Below are 17,420 nucleotides of genomic sequence, written 5' to 3' on the forward strand. Positions count from 1 at the left end.
ATCCCATCCGGATGAATCTTGCAGTTCTGCCGCATGGTTTCGAGAATATTTATAGGTTGTATTACCTATTGCTCCGGGTAAGTCTCCCTTAAAAAATCAATTGATTGAATAATTAATTCCTTTAGCACTTCTGAATCGATATCTGTAATCTTATTTATGTAAACACAAGCTTTTCCTGTTGTATGTTTCCCAAACCTTTCAAGCAATTCATCTCTTTTTTTATCCCCGGGTGCAAAATAAAGGCTAATTTTAGCCTTTCTTGGCGAAAAGCCAACAAGTGGTGCATCCCCTTCATGACCAGTTGCATATTTATAATGATACGAACCAAAGCCAATGATGCTTGGTCCCCACATTTTCGCCTGATAGCCGGTCGTTTCTGTAAAGATATCCAGCAGCCTATAAGCATCCTCTCTCTTTTTAGGACTCTCAACTTTTTCAATAAATTCAATTACACTGTTATCGTTCTCTTTGGTTTTAACTTTGTACAAAATAGCCAGCTCCTTATTTGGATTTGATCAGTACTTCTCTAAAAAACAGGTAATGTCCTTCTGAAAACCAATACTCCCAGCAAAAAAGAGCAACCATATGATTGCTCCTCACCCACTTCTTATTTTAGAAAGGTACCTTCCATATACTCCTTATATGCGGTTCGTATCTCTTCTTCCGTGTTCATAACAAACGGTCCTCGTGCAACTATCTTTTCTTTGACCGGCTCGCCTGCATATAGTAAAAAACGCAAAGGCTCTTCGGCTTTGACGAAAATTTCGCTTCCAGCGTTCCCGCCATCTCCCAATTCAAGAACCTGGCCTTTTACTGCATATGCTTCATTATCTCCAAAAACCCCGCTGCCTTCTAAAATATAGATAAAGCCCTTGAAGCTTCCAGGCAGGTCTTGCGAGGCTGCCGCGCCTTTTTTCATCCTAGCTTCAACCATCGTTACAGGCACATGATTTAAGGCAGGAGATACAACCCCCTTCGAAGATCCGGAGAAAACTTTAAAAATAACGCCATCTTCCTCTCTGACAGGAACTTCACTGCCTTTAAGATTTTGATATCTTGGCGCTGTCATTTTCTTCTCGCTGGGAAGATTGATCCACAGCTGCAGCGAATGGGCAATTATTCCCTCTGATGGCACTTCGTTATGAACAACACCGCTGCCTGCTGTCATCCATTGAACATCTCCAGGCCCTAACACGCCTCCCTCACCGGAATGACTATCGAAATGTTCAATAGCCCCTTCAATGACATAAGTTACGGTTTCTATACCGCGATGGGGATGGATGTCAAACGCGTCTTTTTGAAATTTATCCTCCATCAACAGAAGGAATGGGTCAAACTTTTCCCAATTCCCAGGTTCTATCACAGGGCCAGCTGCATGAATGGAGCTATGCTCCTGCAGATATACTTTCCTAATTGAAGCAATTCTCCGCTTAGTTATCTCCTCATTTTCCATTCGCCATCTCTCCTTTTACATGTAAAGGGAGCAATTGAAAAACAATTGCTCCATCTCTGATTACTGATTACCTTTTTTAATCCACCCGGCAACTGTGACGGTTCTTTTCGCCTGATGCTTAACAGCTTCCTTGACATCTTCAATCATTTTCCCATCCTGGTCAACCGTTACGCTAGTTCCATACGGATTGCCGCCTGCCCCGAAGAGAACCGGATCTGTATATCCAGGAGCAGCCACAATCGCTCCCCAATGATACATTGTAGTATAAAGGGAAAGAATAGTTGCTTCCTGGCCCCCATGCGGATTTTGGGCTGATGTCATTGCACTTACAGCCTTATTCGCAAGCTTTCCTTTCGCCCAAAGACCGCCAGTTGTATCAAGGAACTGCTTCATTTGGGAAGGCATATTGCCGAAACGGGTCGGTACGCTGAATATAATGGCATCTGCCCATTCAAGATCATCCGGCTTAATTTCAGGCACATCTTTTGTCGCCTCGACAGTTGCTTTCCATACAGGATTGCCTTCAATTGCAGATTGCGGTGCAAGTTCTGGAACCTTAAAAACTTTTACTTCAGCACCAGCTTCCTTGCCGCCTTCCTCCGCCCATTTAGACAATTGATAGTTTGTTCCGCCCATGCTGTAAAAAATGACTGCCAATTTCACATTTTCCATATGAATCGTCTCCTTTTTAGTTGAATTTCCAAATAACCTTGATAGGATACCCATGTCAGCACCGCCTATTCTTTCATTCTCTTCCCTTTTAAATATTGCATTAACTAATTTTATATTTGTTTATACCAGCGGGCTGCAGCCTGAACTTCACCCATGGTTAATTGGTGTCCAAAACTTTCCCAGTGAAGCTCGACTTTCGCTCCTGCACGTTCCAATAAAGACTGTAAATCGGTGGATTCTTCTGGAGGACAAATCGGGTCATTGGTTCCTGCAGCGATAAATACTGATGTTCCGCTAAGATCAGGCAATTCAGCACCACGCCTTGGAACCATCGGATGGTGCAGGATCGCTGCTCTTAAGGAGTTTTCATGATGGAATAATAAGCTTCCTGCAATATTAGCTCCATTCGAATAGCCAATTGCCACTATGTTTTCACGCTTAAATTTGTATTTCTGTGCAGCTTCATCTAAAAATCCGTTTAATTCTTTAGTGCGAAAAATCAAATCTTCTTCATCAAAGACACCTTCTGCCAGTCTGCGGAAAAATCTCGGCATCCCATTTTCCAGCACATTTCCGCGCACACTTAGAACAGAGGCCTCCGGATCAATATGCCCTGCAAGCGGAAGCAGGTCAGTTTCTGTACCTCCTGTCCCGTGAAGCAGCAATAATAAAGGTTTAGAAGGATCTTTTCCTTGTTGAAAAATATGTTTCATAGTATCTTCCCCTTTTCGTTTTAATCCAGTTCCCTCACTTCAATAGGGATTAATTTCCGCTCGATGCGATTTCTCTTTTCCTCATATTGTTCAGGAAGCATCAGCTTCTCTCCCATTTTCCCAGGTGATTCTTCATGCGCAAATCCAGGAGGGTCGGTTGCAATCTCAAATAGAATTTCCCCTTGCTCCCGAAAATAAATGGCATTAAAGTAATTCCGGTCCCTGACTGGCGTCACGCCATATCCATTCGACCTCACATATTCCTGCCACTCCAATTGATCCTCGTCATCTTCTGCCCGCCAGGCGATATGATGGACTGTACCGACACCCATCTGGCCGCGCTTGCCGGAAATCTTTTTCAGGTCTATGATATTGCCGATTTGGGAAGTGGATTGGAACCGAATCATTTCTCCATCTTCCCCAATACGTTCAAGGCCCAATACCCTTTCAAGCAGATGTGCCGTTTGTTCAGGCTGGGATGAATAAAGAGTCGCCCCTGCAAAACCTTTTATTGCAACATCTGGAGTGACGCCTCCAAAAGACCATGTATTAGTCTCTCCCTCATCCCTTTCTACCATTTCTAAAACAAGGCCATGCGGATCAAGAACCTTTATCGATTCTTCTCCGAATCTTTTTTCCATTGTGTAAGAAATATTAAATTTCTCAAATCTGTCTTGCCAAAATCCAAGGCCACCCTTGGGAATGGCATAGGAGGTGACCCCAACCTGGCCATCCCCTATGACTCCCTGTAAAGCATTTGCCCATGGAAAGAAAGTAATGATTGTCCCCGGCTTTCCTTCTTCATTGCCAAAGTACAAATGATAAGTGCCGGGATCATCAAAATTTACGGTCTGTATGACCAATCTCAAACCTAGTACTCCTGCATAGAAATCGACATTCTCCTGCGGATGGCCGACGATGGCAGTGATATGATGGATCCCACTAGTTTTTCTGCCCACTGTGAAAACCTCTTCCTATTTAATGTAACCTAAATTCAGCCAATAAAACTCATTTCAATTCAAATATATTCAATTCAAGATATTAGATTTAAATCTCTGACCGTTTTTTAACTTTTTCAAGTAAATTTATTAAATGATCCAGCTCAGCTGAATTCAGCTCTTCAAAAAAAGTGTTCACCCATTCCTGGTGTTCCGGCATAATCTCTTCCAATAATTTATTTCCTTGATCAGTTAAACCAATATGAATCGCCCGGCGGTCATTCGGACATGCGATTCGTTTGGCATATCCCTTTTCCACAAGCTTATCTATTACATAAGTCATCGAGCCGCTCGTAATTAATATCTTCTTTCCAATTTCATGTATCGTCTGCATATCTTTATGGTATAGAGCTTCCAGCACTGAAAACTCAGTCATGCTAAGGCTATAATTGGTGATACTGTCCTTTATGCATTCATGAATGGATTTGGATGTCTGCATGAGAATAAGGAATGCCGGGTTAGGGCACGACCTTTTCATATTATCACCTGCCAATACCTCGAATTAATTTATCTTGATTTCGAGATAATTATAAAATACATTTATGATTGTGTCAATCTTCCGGAATGAAGAATTCCTTCTCATTCCACAAAGAAAACGAGAAAGGATGGGACGGATGCTTAATTTGTTAAGCCAAGTGTTTTAACACATTATTAAATTCTGACCATTTTATAACATTCAGCATATTGACTTCATCTTTAACATAAAGGTATATATAATTTATAATATTAGAATTTTCCGATAAAATCAGGAGGGGGGTGAGGGTATGTATAGTGCATACTGCCGAATGGTTCAAAAAACCTTCAAGCTGGCATCGCCTTTTCTGCCATGGCGGGAACCGGAATTATTAGAAGGTGCCAACAGCCTGGACAAGCTTCCTGATGTTATTAAGAAGAAAGAAATCAGCAGAATTCTGATTGTAACTGACAGCGGCATCAGTGCTCTTGGCCTAATGGATGGTTTGCTTTCAAATTTACAGAAAAAAAACATTGAATTTAATATATATGATAAAACCATTTCAAATCCTACAATTACGAATATAGAAGAAGCATTGAAAGCATATAAAAAGAATGATTGCCAGGGGATTATTGCTTTTGGCGGAGGTTCTCCGATGGATTGCGCCAAAGGAGTTGGTGCAAGAGTTGTGAGGCCAGAGAAAAGCATTTCACAATTGAAAGGCCAATTTAAGGTTAGAAAAGAGCTCCCCCCCATTTTTGCAGTTCCAACCACAGCAGGTACAGGAAGTGAAGCCACTGTTGCAGCGGTCATAACTGACAGCGAATCACACGAAAAATATGCGATCATTGATTTGAACTTAATCCCGCATTATGCAGTACTTGACCCGTTGATTACATTAAAAATGCCTCCTCATATAACAGCTGCAACCGGTATGGATGCACTAACCCATGCCATCGAAGCCTACATTGGCAGAAGCAATACAGCTGATACTAGAAAATTCAGCATTGATGCAGTCCGGCTTATTTATGATAATCTTTATGAAACATACCAGAATGGCGAAAACCTGACGGCAAGAGCCAAGATGCAAAAAGCTGCTTATCTTGCAGGACTGGCTTTCACCAGGGCGTATGTTGGCAATGTTCATGCTATTGCCCATACGCTCGGAGGTTTTTATTCGGTCCCACACGGTTTGGCAAATGCCGTCATCCTTCCATATGTCCTGGAGCATTATGGAGAGGCAGTATGGGATCCTTTGGCTGAGCTGGCAGTGGCCGCTCGTATTGGCAATACGTCAGATTCGGCTGAAGTCAAAGCCAAAAATTTTATTCTAAGCATAAAATCCCTAAACAGCAGAATGGGGATTCCGCCAAAAGTGAGCGGAATTCAAGACAGTGACATTCCAATCATGGCTGAACGTGCCTTAAAGGAAGCCAATCCCCTGTATCCTGTTCCGAAAATCTTCAGCAGAGATGATATGTTTAGACTGTACCAGCTGATCAAAGACTAATATGGGATATTCCTGTTCTTCATCTAAAAATCATTTTATTAAAAGATTATTTACTAAAAAAATACCAGCTCCAATATGCCTTCTTATAAGCTGCCACTCACCAGGAGCAGCTTCGGTCAGGAAAAATACATCGGCTGTTAACAGGCTTATCCCTGTGATAATAATGCATGCGAATATGACTGCAAGCATTTCTCCCTCCCTTAGCCTGGCTGTGCGATTCATGGTTCAATGGCACCTATCAATAAGAATAGTGCCTTTTAGGATGAATCAGCAGCAGCCAATGGCGCTTATCCATGAGATTAGTGCCTTTCAGGAAGAGTCAGCAGCAGTTAATGGCGCTCATCAATAAGAATAGTGCCTTTCAGGATGAATCAGCAGCAGTCAATGGCGCTTATGGACGTGAATTAAGCCAATTGCCTCAGAAATAAAAGGCGGATTGCATGACTGCATTCCGCCTTTCTAGAAACGTTTCTTAATAAAATTCATGAACACAAGCATGGAAGTTGATATCAGTAAAATAATTGAAACCCACATCCAAGCCAGTTCCATATCCCCTGAATCCATAGCAACGTAGATCGCGGTGGGAAGTGTTTGTGTCTTTCCGGGAATATTGCCTGCAAACATTAATGTGGCCCCAAATTCCCCTATTGCCCTCGCAAAGCTTAATATTGCTCCTGTCATGATAGCTTTAGAAGCCAGCGGCATCGTTACATAAAGAAAAACCTTTAAATCAGATGCACCATCGACTCTTGAGGCGTCTTCAATCTCATTGTCAATGGATTCAAAACCAGCCCTGGCAGATTGATACATCAGTGGAAAGGCTACAACGGCCGCTGCAATAACAGCAGCCCACCAAGTGAAAATGACTGGCCCGTTAAACAGCCATTCAATCCCTCGTCCGACGAAAGATTGCTTTCCAAAAATCACAATAAGCAGAAATCCTACAACGGAAGGCGGAAGGACCAATGGCAAAAGCAGCAGAGTATCTATAATTGCCTGGCCTTTAAACGTCCGATTTGCCATCAGTTTTGCAGCTATAACCCCTATCACTAAAACAGCGAGAAGCGATATAGAGGCAATTTCCAGTGAGAGTTTAACCGGTGACCAAAAGTATTCGGATTGAATCATTTCAGCAGGTAAGAAAAACCGTATTGCTCCATTTTAGACATACCATGTTCAGAATGAATAAATCCGTATAAAAGCTGTGCCGTATCCCGGTTTTTACTCTCTTTTAATACTCCCAGCTGATAGAAAATAATCATATAAACTCCTTTGTAAATAGAAATACATCTGTTAAATATAATATACCTTATCATTATAAATGAAAAATTTAGACCAGCATTCTATTAACTTGAAGTTTTTGTGTCATAAGTCACGTTTAGATTTTTATAGTAAATCACTGTTGCCTCCAGATGGCCTTGTTCAGACTGTGCGAAGCCTGGTATGATGCCTGCTTGAACATATCCTGCTGATTGATAAAGAATATTGGAAACATCACCTTCTCTTGTATCAAGCACAAGCAGGCTTCGGCCCTCCTGTTTCGCTTTATCTTCTGCCGCTTTTAATAGAAAGCGTCCCAAACCCTTTCTGCGGATGGAGGGGTCTGTCATTAATTTTGCAATCTCCGCACGATGGCTTCCATTTTCTTTCCGGCATAAATGGAGCTGGATTGTTCCGGCAGCTTTCCCATCCAATACAGCTAAAAACAATACCACATCATTATTTTTTAATAAATCCTCCCAATATTCCTCTGCCTTAGCTTGATCAAGCGGGGGCAGATACCCTATGGACGCTCCCTCATTTACCACCTCAATTAATAGTTTGGACAGGTCTTTTTTATATCCTTCAATGGATTTAACCTCGAAAATATCCATTCCCGCTCACTCGTTTCTTATAATTTTTCTAACCAATCCGCTTCTAGCGAATCTAATACATTAACATTCCATATAAGTAAAAAGTTCTCCTCCCTTCCTTATAACAAAACCATTAAAAAAGCTCTGCCTAAAATTTCAGGCAAAGCTTTCATTATACACTTATCGAAACCAGCCCTTCTTCTTAAACCACCCAAACATGCCTAAGGCAATAATAAACATTAAAAACAGCGTTTCAAAGTATCCATATTTCCATGTTAATTCCGGCATGTTTTCAAAATTCATACCGTAAATGCCCGCTATGAAGGTTAATGGCATGAATATGGTGGTTATCACGGTAAGGACTCTCATCACCCGGTTTGTCTGATGGGAGTTGATCGATAAATAACTGTCACGGATATCGGTCGTCAATTCCCTGTTTTCATCAATCATTTCTGTCAATTTCAATAAGTGGTCATGAATATCAGCAAAGTATTCGTATCTTTCCTTTACCCCTTTAAGCCTATGGGAATTAATGACACGGTATATTAAATCCCGCATCGGAATGACTGTATATCTTATCTGCAATAAATGATGGCGGATATCAAATAATTTCTCCAATAATTCTTCCATTGTTTCATCATTTGGATTATCTTCAATGAGGCTCAAACGATCTTCCAGCTGATAAACGATGGGAAAGTAATTATCCACTATTTTATCAATGATATGATACATGACCAGATAGGGATCCCATTTATTGATTTTCTTACTCAGGCTCAGCCTTTCCCAAACATCATTCATTTCTTTGGAGAGCTCATGGTGGTACGATACTATGTAATTTGAACCAATAAAAAAATTGATTTCCTGCTTATCTTCATTAATATGATTTAAGCTATGGGTGACAAAAAAACTGTAGTCTTCATAATAATCCATTTTGGGGCGCTGGAGTTTGACAACACAATCTTCTATTGCCAGGGGATGAAAATGAAAAGTCTTGTCGAGTTCCGCTGTTTCCTCCTCGGTTGGCTGATCAAAATCAACCCAAAACCACTTATAACTTTCCCACTCTGCTTTCAGGCTTTCAATTGTAATATCTTTCTGCAGTTCATTTTTTTTATTAACAGCTTGTATTCTAATCATGATTGTCTCCTAGTTCCATTCTGTAAACGTATTTTTTCCACTTTTGATAACGATATCCTGATTTTTCCCTCTTCCACTTGGATGTTTATTATTTACCTCTTCACCTTGCTCTTTTAAACAAGAATATACTTTTCTTATTCAAGTCAGTTTACCGTTGCTAATTCGGTAAAAATAAAAACATCCGTCAGCTTTAATGCTTTTATCCTAAAAAGTAATTTTAATTAACAAAAAATATTAACTTATCTAAACTTATTTAATAAATTATTTTCAAATAATAAATCGCTGACGAGAAGAGTAAGACAGGAGTGCTGTTCCAAAGAGAGCCGGCATATGGTGAAAGCCGGTGTCCAGTACCTGATCCGAAGATCATCTCTGAGATGCAAAGCTGAAATCAGTAAGCTTTGACGGTTTTCCGCTTTTACAATGGAACACGTATGATTGTACGTAGCTGAGTGCTGCAGTTTTTGAACTACGAAATTAGGGTGGTATCGCGAGTATAGACTCGTCCCTTTCTGGGGACGGGTCTTTTTATTTTTATATAAAGGAGTTTGAACAATTTATGAAGAAATTTGACAGCTTTTTTATCGGCCTCAAGTTATTCATTCTCAATGTTTTTTGGGGCAGGTAATTTAATATTACCTCCTTATCTCGGTGCCTTATCAGGTACTTCCTTTTGGCTTGCGATGGCAGGTTTTATTATGACTGCTGTAGACCTGCCATTTATTGTACTGCTTGCCATCTCCTTGGCAAAAGGCGGGATTGATGCGATTTCCAGCCGGGTTCATCCTCTTTCGGCATTTTGTTTATGGTGATCATCTACCTATCCAAGCAATTTCTAATCGAATCTTGAACACTGAGAAATCATCCCATTTGCTATGCTGCTCGCAGTTGCATAGCCATGTGCAATAATCATAGCTTTTATCCGGTTATGGAAGTGATTTATTTTCGCCTTACATAAAAATAATGTCATCATTATAATATCTTCAAAATATAAATGAATGTCCATCCGTTTTTCAATAAATAACACCACTTTAGAAACAATTGAGTATTCCATTTTATAATGATCTTTTATGAATTGAAGCATGCGTTGAGATAGTAGCTGTTCCTCTTTCGATAACTGAAAAGGATTAAATTTAAAGAATAAATAGGATGACAATGTATAGACACTGTTACCATCATATTTTACATAATAATTCAATTCCAAATATCTAAAGATATCCTGCATCGTTGAAAGAATAATTTCCATCATTAAATTATGAGATTCATTAGGTCGTTCAAATATTAACCTATCCATCATTGCCGTTATTTCATCAGTACATTTTTCAATAAATACAGATTCTTCGAATTGATAATTTTCAAATTTCCAAAAATACTTTAAGCAATTCTGGTAAGTTTGTTCAATAAGCGTAATTTTCATTTCATTTACATGGCTGAAAAACTGCTTACTACTTGGTGAGAAAAGTACACTTCCTTCCCTCGTAGAGTAATTATTAAAGAGATAAGATGAGTTCTTGAAAATATGCTTTGGTAAATCCTGCATGGTTACAAAAATCTTATCCATTGTTTTCGACTTCTTAGAGAAAGCAAATCCGCAAGCATATTTTATCGTATTCTTACATTCACCGATATTGCCGCTATAATGATATTTGCTTAATACATCAAGAGTCTTATTGGTCACTTCAATCGGTATACCAAGTAATTTACTCTCTTCCATAAAGAAGTGGTGGATAAACTGTTTTTTCTCATCCGAACCACGATCTTCAAGACTAGGTATATTTACTTTAATTGGGATTCTCCTTAAGAACGTCTCTAGAAAAACGGACAGACTTTCGGTAGTTGCGAACACCAATCGTACCTTGGACTTTCTAACTATATTCGTTTCACCTAATCGAGTAAATGTCCCCTGGTCCATAAAGGTAAACAGCTTCTCTTGACCTTCTTTATTCAAGCGATGGACTTCGTCCAAAAACAAGATCCCATTATTCGCTTGTTCAATAAGACCCACCTGGTCCTTCAATGCGCCTGTAAAAGCCCCCTTAGAATATCCAAATAAATAGCTTGATAAGAGTTCTGGATTATTTGCATACTGAGCACAATTAAATACAAAAAAAGGAGCCTGATCCTCAATGATATTTTGTGTTCGTGAATAATCATATATAAGCTTTGCGAAGAATGTTTTTCCTACGCCAGTTGGTCCTAAAAGTAATAAAGGCAAACCCATACTTGGATAGTGAATGGCCGTTTTGACTTGCTCAATAGATTCTTTCAAACTCTTCTCATAGCCAATTAGCTTTTTAAAAATCTCCTCTGATTTGGGAATAAGCTCTTTTTCTATCGTTTCCAAACTATCATAGACAGTATGTTTCAAACTCCCGTATTGTTTTTCTAACGTTTCTCTATGTATAAAACAAACGGGACGAGTATTTATTTTTAATAAGACACCTTCTTTAGAAAGCTCATTTAATAACCTGCTTGCTCTTGTACGATCTATCTCAAAATGAACCCCTACTGCCTCTGTTTGATATGGTTCAAGGCAGCTGTCCCTTTTAAATGAAAACCTGCGTGTGACTTCTTTCATATAGACTACTATCTCATTTCTCATTGCTTTTCCCCCTTCCGTATTTTCGTTCAATTGTTAATGATCGCAAAATTTCAAATAAAACTTTTTTAATTATAACTTAATTTAATCTATTTTTTGTAGCTATCCTAGGTTTTTGTATGTCACACTAATTAATTCATTTCTACAGTGGGATGTTAACACGTTACGCACATAGAGGATTTTAACGGAGGCTTCTCATAAGTTGAGCAAACTTGTGTGAAGCTCCTTATTTTACTTTTTGTGTTACAATGAAGATAAAACTTTTTTCTGAAGAATTTGTCTTTTATCGTCTTAATCCTTAATCTCGGTCATTAATTGTTAATTGATGTTACCGTAAAACCGGTTAGATGACCCCGTATTAAATAACATTCAAAAGGTTAACGATAATAAATATTATTGATGAAGCTTTGTCATCTAGTGTAATTGAAGGGAGCGTGGGCGGAAAAAATGTACACTGTTCTTACATATTTTGTTTCCCTTTTTGTCATTGTGATATCAGTATTTATTACACTTTTTATTAAGAATGAACTAGAGCGAATGTTTCGAGAAAAAAATAATATGGTCCCCTTTCATGTATGTAATGTGCTTATTACCTTAATGGTTTCTTTTGCAGCACATGCTGTAATGACTATTTATATCATTGGGAATGAATTCAATTGGATACTACAATGTGTAATCCTCATGTTCATTATCTTACCAATTTATATTTTAGGGCACCTTGCATTTGAAAAATATAAATTAGTGTATCAAAAATACATAACCGCTGAGAGCGGGAAAGTTATTGTACTTAACGAAAAGTACTTAAAAAAGAAAAAGTTGCCTTCAAAATTCAAAAATTATAATGCTTTTTCTAAGGAAAAATAAATCAAGGGAATATAAAATAATAGTATTTTCTTGGGTTAAGCAAACTTACGGAACCTTTTCGATATTTTATAGAAGGATTGGAGCAATTAAGATGAAAAATGAGCAATATTGGGTTTCAAAACTTGGGTTAACTCCTCATCCAGAAGGCGGATATTATAAAAGAACGTTTGAATCAGAGGAATGTACTTCTGATCAAGAATTGTCTGTGAATTTTGAGGGAACACGTAAGCTCTATACAAGCATTTATTTTTTATTAACGTCAAATGATGTGTCCCACTTTCATCGATTGAAGTCGGATGAATTATGGTATTTTCACGCTGGAAGTCCATTAACCATTCATGTCATCCATGAAAATAGTGAATATGAAGAAATTAAATTAGGAATAAACCTTGATAATGGAGAAGTACCTCAAGCTTTAGTTCCGAAAAATTCAATTTTTGGTTCGTCTGTTATGGAGGAGGATACATTCTCACTAGTAGGTTGTATGGTTTCTCCAGGCTTTGAATTTCAGGATTTTGAAATGTTCACACAAGCCGACCTTTTATCAAAATATCCTCAATATAAGGAAATTATTTTAAAGTTAGCGTATGAAAAGATTCCTGAATAGAGGTTAAATGTATCCCGTTTTAACTGGCAGTAAGACACCCACTCTCAAGGAGTAGAGAGCAAGGCGAAACAGCTCTGTATATCCAATAAACTTTGGTGTTTATAGGTAAGAATAGACCAAATCATATGCGATTTGGTCTGATAATTAATGTATTTTTCAATCCAAAACCTGAGATTTTTTCTTTAAATGCGAAACTGAATAAATCTACATACTTTATTTCTTCAAGATCAATTAAAAAATTTAAATTCTGGTTTATTATATCTTTGGTATCCAACTCTACTTGAGCCTCTATCCTTTCGCCGTTCGGCAAATATAATCTCCTATTACATCTAAGGGGAAGAACCCTATAATTCTTGGATTATTCTTTTTTGTATTAATAAAGTCTGCATACCCTTTTAATATCATATCCTGTTAAGTTTGTTCATCAAAAAGGGACAGATTTTGTAACCCTTTCTTACATTTTTGATTATGGAGAGAAAAGCTTCCGCTCTATATATGCATATAAATTATATCTATCTAATTGCTTTAGACAGTTAGTCCTGACTGCAGGATTTGAAAGAAATTAAAGAGCACAAAATTTCCTCCTATTTTTTTAAGCAGCTGCAACCCATTCTTTTCTCTTTCAAGTCCACTTGCACAAAAACGTAGTGTCTTAAGGGATAAACGGTACCCTTCTCTTAACTTCAATAACCTGGCGATATGATGAAAAATCCTATTTATCATTCCAAATAGTGCTGGCGTTTTAACAGTAATAGAATTTTTACCATATTGAACAATATAGTTAGTTATCCCACTGGCCGTATTATAATAGCCAGCTTTCATCTTTCCCGCTTAAACTTGCGTTCATAACTTCTTGCACTTGTTTGGTACTTTACAATCATTCCTCATCCCTGCCTTTGCTGTTAGTAGTGTTTCTAAGCTAAACCTGAATTTCAACCTAACAATCTTCAGTAAGGTCCTGCAGGGCATCTTTTCATTAGTGTAAACAGTCACTTCTTCAGCCGGTATTCCATAGTTTACTCCGCCGACTATTAATTCTGCCTTAGATTCCTCAAGGACTGCATATTGAACATATACTTTTTCTTTATGCTCCCAGCCACTTAGAATGGCTTCAGCATCCTCTCTGCAGAAAAATAAATTATCATACACTCGGTAAACCTTTTTGATGATCATTGTTATCCTCCTTAAAAAGTAATGGAAAATGCAAAAAACGCACTTTACCCAAAGGATTAAATTAACTACGATAGTAGTTTTAATCACTTGGATAAAGTGCGTTCAAAAATCAAAGATAATAACGCCCGCCTGGGTGTTAGGTAAAAAATGAAAAGAAGTAGTATGGGTCTAGTATATCATCTCCATTAATCATTAAAAAGGAAAGATTGCAGTCAGTTGTTTTCCATTTCCCTTTTTTTATGCGATAGTGCTTAACCGATTAATATTAAAGAGGCATAAGGGAAACTGATTATATTTATACAGAATTTTCATAAAATTCTGTTGACAAATGCAGCCAATTAAAATTAATATGTAAACAAGTTGTTATTAGCAACTAAATTTATGAACTAAGGAACTAAACTACATGAATGAAAAAATCGAAAAAATTAAGAAGTTTAACCGTTTTTATCTTAATGTTGTTGGTTTGTATGCTCAGTATTCAAAAGGAAGCCCCTATTCAATGTCAGAAGCTATGATTTTATATGAGATAGATAAAAGGAAGAGGTGTACAGCTTCTCAATTATCTGAGTATTTCGACTTCGATAAAGGCTATGTAAGTAGAATGATACATAAGCTCAGCAAACAAAAACTTATTGAACGGGTATCGGATAACCAAGATAAACGAAAAAAATATCTGCATATCACTGAAAAAGGGCAAAAAGTTCTTAAAGAACTTTCAGATAATGCCAGCAATGATGTAAGGAGGATGATTGAAAAAATAGATTTTGAACAAGTAAATTCTCTTATTCAATCAATGGAAGAAATCGAGAAAATTTTATCAGTCAATAAAGGAGGAAGATTTGATGAGGAATAATAAGGTCCTGATTACATTTCTTTTAATCATTACGATGTTATTGGCAGCATGTACAGAAGGTACGAATGTGGATGGTAATTCCAGTAGTTCACCAGATTCTAGTTCAGATGCTAATAGTCAGGGTCCCCTTGTCATCGGTTTTGAAGCAGACGCTACCACACTTCTAGCAAATCACGATGTCAACTACACCACAGATACGCTAATTCGCAATATTTATGATCCACTGATTGATCGAGATTCTCAAACAGCTGAATTTGTCCCTGTTCTTGCAGAGGAATGGAAAAATACAGACGAAAAAACATGGTACTTAAAGTTGAAAGAAGGAATTAAGTTCCATAACGGAGCAGATTTTAATGCAAATGCAGTTAAATTTAGTATCGACTACATCTTAGATGAAAGTAACGGGTCATTTTACCGTTCAAGATGGGCTAACGTTAAGGAGGTCATTGTACTTTCAGATTACGAAGTGGAGATCCATACATCCGTGCCTTTTCCAAGCTTAATCCAACGGATTGCAGAAGATTTGCTCATCATGGAACCTGGCTATGTTGAAGAAGTAGGTATAGAGAAAGCATCAAGTGAACCAGTTGGTACAGGGGCGTATACGTTTGTTGACTGGTCAAGAGATAACCATTTGAAATTAAAAGCTTTTGAAGATTATTGGCAAGGAAAACCTGAGATTGAGGAAGTTGAGTTCCGAATTATTCCGGAATTTAGCGCAAGGATGTCTGCTTTTATGAGCGGAGAAATATATTTATTTAAGAACATCCCTGTCGACTCAGTTAAACAATTTGAAAGTAATGAAGTAAAACAAATTTCTTCTTCACGAATCAATTACTTAGCATTATCGAACCTTGTCGATGGTCCATTAAAAGATGTCAAAGTTAGACAAGCTATTAATCACGCTATCAATGCAAATGAACTTCTAGAAACTGTATTAAGTGGGTATGGATCGAGAATTACAGGACCGCTGTCCCAATTGAATGCTGATTATGCTGAAACTAAAGAATACGACTATGACCCAGATCTTGCCGTAAAATTAATCGAAGAAGCTGGCTATAGTCCAGAAGAATTAACATTAACATTGGATACACCAAGTGGTCGATATCCGATGGACTCCCATATTGCTCAAGCCATTGCTACACAATTACAAAGTATCGGGATCAATGTAGAAGTAAGGGTGAATGAATGGGGCAAGCATTTGGAGAAGATTCAAAAAAGAGAAACTGGTGATATGTTCATTCTTGGATGGGGGCCAGCTTTCGATGCCCAGTCAACAATTGAAAACTTGTTCACTTTAGAAGCGCCATACAGTAGTTTTTACCAGGAGGATATTGAGAAAAAGATTAAGGAAACAAACCAATTGTTTGATCAAGAAGCGCGCTTTGCTGGATATGCTGAGCTTCAACAGCAGTTAGTAGAACAAGCTGCTTGGGTTCCATTATGGCAACAAGCAGACCTTTACGCTGTTAAATCTTCTTTAAATTTTTCACCTCGTGTTGATGAGAAAATGAACGTGTTTGAGATGTCATGGAACTAAATTTATAGTTTCAAAGAAGAGAGGGTCCCCTTCTCTCTTCTTTTATTCCAAGGGATAAGGCGGGGTGCTACTATGTTAGATTTTATAATTAAAAGATTAATACAAGTGGTCATCGTTGTATTTCTTGCTCTAACAGCAGTCTTCTTTTTAATTCGTCTTTCGGGAGATCCGACCACACTATTCCTCCCGCCTGATGCGCCAAGGGAACAAATTGAAGAATATCGTGAGTTATTAGGGTTTAACCGCCCACTATATGTTCAATACATTGACTTCATGAAAGGCGCCATTCAAGGTGATTTTGGAGAATCTTTAAGAAGTGGCGACGATGCTCTAGGACTTGTTTTAGATAGAATGCCAGCAACTTTTCAATTAGCATTCTCAGCATTGTTATTATCAATCATCATCGCTATTCCACTTGGTGTTCTATCTGCATATAAACGAAACACTCTATTTGATAAAGCAAGTGTAGGGATTACGGTTATCGGTCAGGCTATCCCCAGTTTTTGGTTTGGTTTAATTTTAATTTTTATTTTTGCTGCTCAACTAAAATTATTTCCATCGAGTGGAGGCGGCTCTGTTAATCACATGGTGCTTCCAGTTATTACACTAGCTTTGTATAGCGTATCGCGTTTTGTCCGTTTTACTCGATCGGCCATGCTAGATGTATTAAATAAAGACTATATCCGAACAACCAAAGCAGCTGGAACACCAACATCCACGCTAATTATGAAATACGCCTTAAAAAATTCTTTGATTCCGATCCTCACATTAATTGCGCTTGATCTCGGTGTTTTATTAGGCGGCGCTGTTATTACGGAAGCTGTTTTTTCTTGGCCAGGTGTAGGAAGACTATTACACCAGTCATTAATGAATCGAGATTTCCCAATTGTATTGGCTGGCGTATTTATCGTTGCCATCATTTATGCAGTCATCAACTTTATTACAGATATTTTATATGCATATGTGAACCCCCAAATTAGAGTGAAGTAGGTGA

22 protein-coding genes, 1 pseudogene and 1 other annotated feature are annotated in these 17,420 nt (G+C 38.0%); of the genes and pseudogenes, 8 read left to right on the forward strand and 15 right to left on the reverse strand.

The window, feature by feature from the left end:
* Nucleotides 1–65: 65 nt before the first annotated feature.
* The 6 genes from ACR42H_RS17480 to ACR42H_RS17505 all read right to left on the reverse strand — a co-directional run bounded on the left by ACR42H_RS17480 (nt 66) and on the right by ACR42H_RS17505 (nt 4,314).
* A complete protein-coding gene (locus ACR42H_RS17480) occupies nt 66–488 on the reverse strand; it encodes a DUF1801 domain-containing protein (RefSeq protein WP_113881370.1) in 423 nt (140 codons plus the stop codon).
* 119 nt (nt 489–607) lie between these two features.
* On the reverse strand, nt 608–1,453 hold the full coding sequence (locus ACR42H_RS17485) for a pirin family protein (protein WP_436372215.1): 846 nt from the start codon (nt 1,451–1,453) through the stop codon (nt 608–610).
* 60 nt (nt 1,454–1,513) lie between these two features.
* Nucleotides 1,514–2,125, reverse strand: coding sequence for an NAD(P)H:quinone oxidoreductase (gene wrbA / locus ACR42H_RS17490; protein ID WP_113881368.1), 612 nt, complete (start codon nt 2,123–2,125; stop codon nt 1,514–1,516).
* Between the two features lie 110 nt (nt 2,126–2,235).
* Nucleotides 2,236–2,838 carry an alpha/beta hydrolase gene (locus tag ACR42H_RS17495; RefSeq protein ID WP_113881367.1) on the reverse strand — a complete coding sequence of 201 codons (603 nt, stop codon included), beginning with the start codon at nt 2,836–2,838 and terminating at the stop codon, nt 2,236–2,238.
* A gap of 20 nt (nt 2,839–2,858) precedes the next feature.
* Nucleotides 2,859–3,797, reverse strand: a complete 939-nt coding sequence (locus ACR42H_RS17500) for a ring-cleaving dioxygenase (protein ID WP_436372217.1) — start codon at nt 3,795–3,797, stop codon at nt 2,859–2,861.
* 88 nt (nt 3,798–3,885) lie between these two features.
* The gene (locus ACR42H_RS17505) at nt 3,886–4,314 is read right to left on the reverse strand and encodes a MarR family winged helix-turn-helix transcriptional regulator (protein WP_436372219.1); all 429 of its coding nucleotides are present in this window, start codon (nt 4,312–4,314) and stop codon (nt 3,886–3,888) included.
* A 286-nt stretch (nt 4,315–4,600) separates the two neighbouring features.
* On the opposite strand from ACR42H_RS17505, the gene ACR42H_RS17510 reads away from it, so the two are divergent.
* Nucleotides 4,601–5,800 (forward strand): iron-containing alcohol dehydrogenase, encoded by a 1,200-nt coding sequence (locus tag ACR42H_RS17510; RefSeq protein ID WP_113881364.1) that lies wholly within the window; start codon nt 4,601–4,603, stop codon nt 5,798–5,800.
* A gap of 30 nt (nt 5,801–5,830) precedes the next feature.
* Here ACR42H_RS17510 and ACR42H_RS17515 read toward each other — a convergent pair whose 3' ends face one another.
* On the reverse strand, nt 5,831–6,022 hold the full coding sequence (locus tag ACR42H_RS17515) for a hypothetical protein (protein ID WP_113881363.1): 192 nt from the start codon (nt 6,020–6,022) through the stop codon (nt 5,831–5,833).
* Nucleotides 6,023–6,093: 71 nt separating this feature from the next.
* Between ACR42H_RS17515 and ACR42H_RS17520 the strand changes: the two genes are divergently transcribed.
* Nucleotides 6,094–6,228 (forward strand): hypothetical protein, encoded by a 135-nt coding sequence (locus ACR42H_RS17520; RefSeq protein ID WP_436372222.1) that lies wholly within the window; start codon nt 6,094–6,096, stop codon nt 6,226–6,228.
* Between the two features lie 31 nt (nt 6,229–6,259).
* On the opposite strand, the gene modB is transcribed toward ACR42H_RS17520, so the two are convergent.
* From modB to corA, 4 genes are all read right to left on the reverse strand, one after another.
* On the reverse strand, nt 6,260–6,928 hold the full coding sequence (gene modB / locus ACR42H_RS17525; protein WP_113881362.1) for a molybdate ABC transporter permease subunit: 669 nt from the start codon (nt 6,926–6,928) through the stop codon (nt 6,260–6,262).
* Complete coding sequence (locus tag ACR42H_RS17530; protein WP_436372224.1) at nt 6,925–7,062, reverse strand: hypothetical protein; 138 nt, start codon at nt 7,060–7,062, stop codon at nt 6,925–6,927. The genes modB and ACR42H_RS17530 overlap by 4 nt, the downstream gene beginning before the upstream one ends.
* Nucleotides 7,063–7,146: 84 nt before the next feature.
* Nucleotides 7,147–7,674, reverse strand: a complete 528-nt coding sequence (locus ACR42H_RS17535; protein WP_113881361.1) for a GNAT family N-acetyltransferase — start codon at nt 7,672–7,674, stop codon at nt 7,147–7,149.
* A gap of 159 nt (nt 7,675–7,833) precedes the next feature.
* Nucleotides 7,834–8,790, reverse strand: coding sequence for a magnesium/cobalt transporter CorA (gene corA, locus ACR42H_RS17540; protein WP_113881360.1), 957 nt, complete (start codon nt 8,788–8,790; stop codon nt 7,834–7,836).
* Between the two features lie 273 nt (nt 8,791–9,063).
* Nucleotides 9,064–9,303: a binding site (T-box leader), on the forward strand.
* A gap of 46 nt (nt 9,304–9,349) precedes the next feature.
* Between corA and ACR42H_RS17545 the strand changes: the two are divergent.
* Nucleotides 9,350–9,613, forward strand: a pseudogene (locus tag ACR42H_RS17545) (branched-chain amino acid transport system II carrier protein); the annotation flags it as partial.
* Nucleotides 9,614–9,625: 12 nt separating this feature from the next.
* Here the strand turns inward: ACR42H_RS17545 and ACR42H_RS17550 are convergent.
* Entirely contained in the window at nt 9,626–11,392 is a 1,767-nt protein-coding gene (locus tag ACR42H_RS17550; RefSeq protein WP_436372227.1) for a sigma 54-interacting transcriptional regulator, read from the reverse strand.
* A 678-nt stretch (nt 11,393–12,070) separates the two neighbouring features.
* Here ACR42H_RS17550 and ACR42H_RS17555 point away from each other — a divergent pair.
* Nucleotides 12,071–12,253, forward strand: a complete 183-nt coding sequence (locus tag ACR42H_RS17555; protein WP_436372229.1) for a hypothetical protein — start codon at nt 12,071–12,073, stop codon at nt 12,251–12,253.
* Nucleotides 12,254–12,344: 91 nt separating this feature from the next.
* Entirely contained in the window at nt 12,345–12,860 is a 516-nt protein-coding gene (locus ACR42H_RS17560) for a cupin domain-containing protein (RefSeq protein ID WP_436372231.1), read from the forward strand.
* A gap of 121 nt (nt 12,861–12,981) precedes the next feature.
* Here the strand turns inward: ACR42H_RS17560 and ACR42H_RS17565 are convergent, their stop codons facing one another.
* The 3 genes from ACR42H_RS17565 to ACR42H_RS17575 all read right to left on the reverse strand — a co-directional run bounded on the left by ACR42H_RS17565 (nt 12,982) and on the right by ACR42H_RS17575 (nt 14,033).
* Nucleotides 12,982–13,170, reverse strand: coding sequence for a hypothetical protein (locus ACR42H_RS17565; RefSeq protein WP_436372233.1), 189 nt, complete (start codon nt 13,168–13,170; stop codon nt 12,982–12,984).
* Nucleotides 13,171–13,385: 215 nt separating this feature from the next.
* Nucleotides 13,386–13,682, reverse strand: a complete 297-nt coding sequence (locus ACR42H_RS17570) for a hypothetical protein (RefSeq protein WP_436372235.1) — start codon at nt 13,680–13,682, stop codon at nt 13,386–13,388.
* Between the two features lie 21 nt (nt 13,683–13,703).
* Entirely contained in the window at nt 13,704–14,033 is a 330-nt protein-coding gene (locus ACR42H_RS17575; protein WP_436372237.1) for a hypothetical protein, read from the reverse strand.
* Between the two features lie 403 nt (nt 14,034–14,436).
* On the opposite strand from ACR42H_RS17575, the gene ACR42H_RS17580 reads away from it, so the two are divergent.
* The 3 genes from ACR42H_RS17580 (at nt 14,437) to ACR42H_RS17590 (ending at nt 17,416) form a co-directional block, all read left to right on the forward strand.
* Complete coding sequence (locus ACR42H_RS17580; RefSeq protein ID WP_436372239.1) at nt 14,437–14,886, forward strand: MarR family winged helix-turn-helix transcriptional regulator; 450 nt, start codon at nt 14,437–14,439, stop codon at nt 14,884–14,886.
* Entirely contained in the window at nt 14,876–16,426 is a 1,551-nt protein-coding gene (locus ACR42H_RS17585; RefSeq protein WP_436372241.1) for an ABC transporter substrate-binding protein, read from the forward strand. Before ACR42H_RS17580 ends, ACR42H_RS17585 begins: the two co-directional genes overlap by 11 nt.
* A 72-nt stretch (nt 16,427–16,498) precedes the next feature.
* A complete protein-coding gene (locus ACR42H_RS17590; RefSeq protein ID WP_436372243.1) occupies nt 16,499–17,416 on the forward strand; it encodes an ABC transporter permease in 918 nt (305 codons plus the stop codon).
* The last annotated feature ends 4 nt before the right edge of the window (nt 17,417–17,420 follow it).

Origin of the sequence: Cytobacillus sp. BC1816 (assembly GCF_051353635.1) — a bacterium.
Lineage (GTDB): Bacteria > Bacillota > Bacilli > Bacillales > Cytobacillaceae > Cytobacillus > Cytobacillus oceanisediminis_C.

What these genes read in the sequence shown, in the direction of transcription:
- ACR42H_RS17515 (WP_113881363.1), bottom strand. Translation starts at nt 6,022, where the DNA reads ATGAATCGCACAGCCAGGCTAAGGGAGGGAGAAATGCTTGCAGTCATA.
- ACR42H_RS17550 (WP_436372227.1), bottom strand. Translation starts at nt 11,392, where the DNA reads ATGAGAAATGAGATAGTAGTCTATATGAAAGAAGTCACACGCAGGTTT.
- ACR42H_RS17575 (WP_436372237.1), bottom strand. Translation starts at nt 14,033, where the DNA reads ATGATCATCAAAAAGGTTTACCGAGTGTATGATAATTTATTTTTCTGC.
- ACR42H_RS17485 (WP_436372215.1), bottom strand. Translation starts at nt 1,453, where the DNA reads ATGGAAAATGAGGAGATAACTAAGCGGAGAATTGCTTCAATTAGGAAA.
- ACR42H_RS17510 (WP_113881364.1), top strand. Translation starts at nt 4,601, where the DNA reads ATGTATAGTGCATACTGCCGAATGGTTCAAAAAACCTTCAAGCTGGCA.
- ACR42H_RS17590 (WP_436372243.1), top strand. Translation starts at nt 16,499, where the DNA reads ATGTTAGATTTTATAATTAAAAGATTAATACAAGTGGTCATCGTTGTA.
- ACR42H_RS17520 (WP_436372222.1), top strand. Translation starts at nt 6,094, where the DNA reads ATGAGATTAGTGCCTTTCAGGAAGAGTCAGCAGCAGTTAATGGCGCTC.
- modB (WP_113881362.1), bottom strand. Translation starts at nt 6,928, where the DNA reads ATGATTCAATCCGAATACTTTTGGTCACCGGTTAAACTCTCACTGGAA.
- wrbA (WP_113881368.1), bottom strand. Translation starts at nt 2,125, where the DNA reads ATGGAAAATGTGAAATTGGCAGTCATTTTTTACAGCATGGGCGGAACA.
- ACR42H_RS17495 (WP_113881367.1), bottom strand. Translation starts at nt 2,838, where the DNA reads ATGAAACATATTTTTCAACAAGGAAAAGATCCTTCTAAACCTTTATTA.
- ACR42H_RS17560 (WP_436372231.1), top strand. Translation starts at nt 12,345, where the DNA reads ATGAAAAATGAGCAATATTGGGTTTCAAAACTTGGGTTAACTCCTCAT.
- ACR42H_RS17530 (WP_436372224.1), bottom strand. Translation starts at nt 7,062, where the DNA reads ATGATTATTTTCTATCAGCTGGGAGTATTAAAAGAGAGTAAAAACCGG.
- ACR42H_RS17585 (WP_436372241.1), top strand. Translation starts at nt 14,876, where the DNA reads ATGAGGAATAATAAGGTCCTGATTACATTTCTTTTAATCATTACGATG.
- ACR42H_RS17570 (WP_436372235.1), bottom strand. Translation starts at nt 13,682, where the DNA reads ATGAAAGCTGGCTATTATAATACGGCCAGTGGGATAACTAACTATATT.
- ACR42H_RS17535 (WP_113881361.1), bottom strand. Translation starts at nt 7,674, where the DNA reads ATGGATATTTTCGAGGTTAAATCCATTGAAGGATATAAAAAAGACCTG.
- ACR42H_RS17505 (WP_436372219.1), bottom strand. Translation starts at nt 4,314, where the DNA reads ATGAAAAGGTCGTGCCCTAACCCGGCATTCCTTATTCTCATGCAGACA.
- ACR42H_RS17580 (WP_436372239.1), top strand. Translation starts at nt 14,437, where the DNA reads ATGAATGAAAAAATCGAAAAAATTAAGAAGTTTAACCGTTTTTATCTT.
- ACR42H_RS17555 (WP_436372229.1), top strand. Translation starts at nt 12,071, where the DNA reads ATGTTCATTATCTTACCAATTTATATTTTAGGGCACCTTGCATTTGAA.
- corA (WP_113881360.1), bottom strand. Translation starts at nt 8,790, where the DNA reads ATGATTAGAATACAAGCTGTTAATAAAAAAAATGAACTGCAGAAAGAT.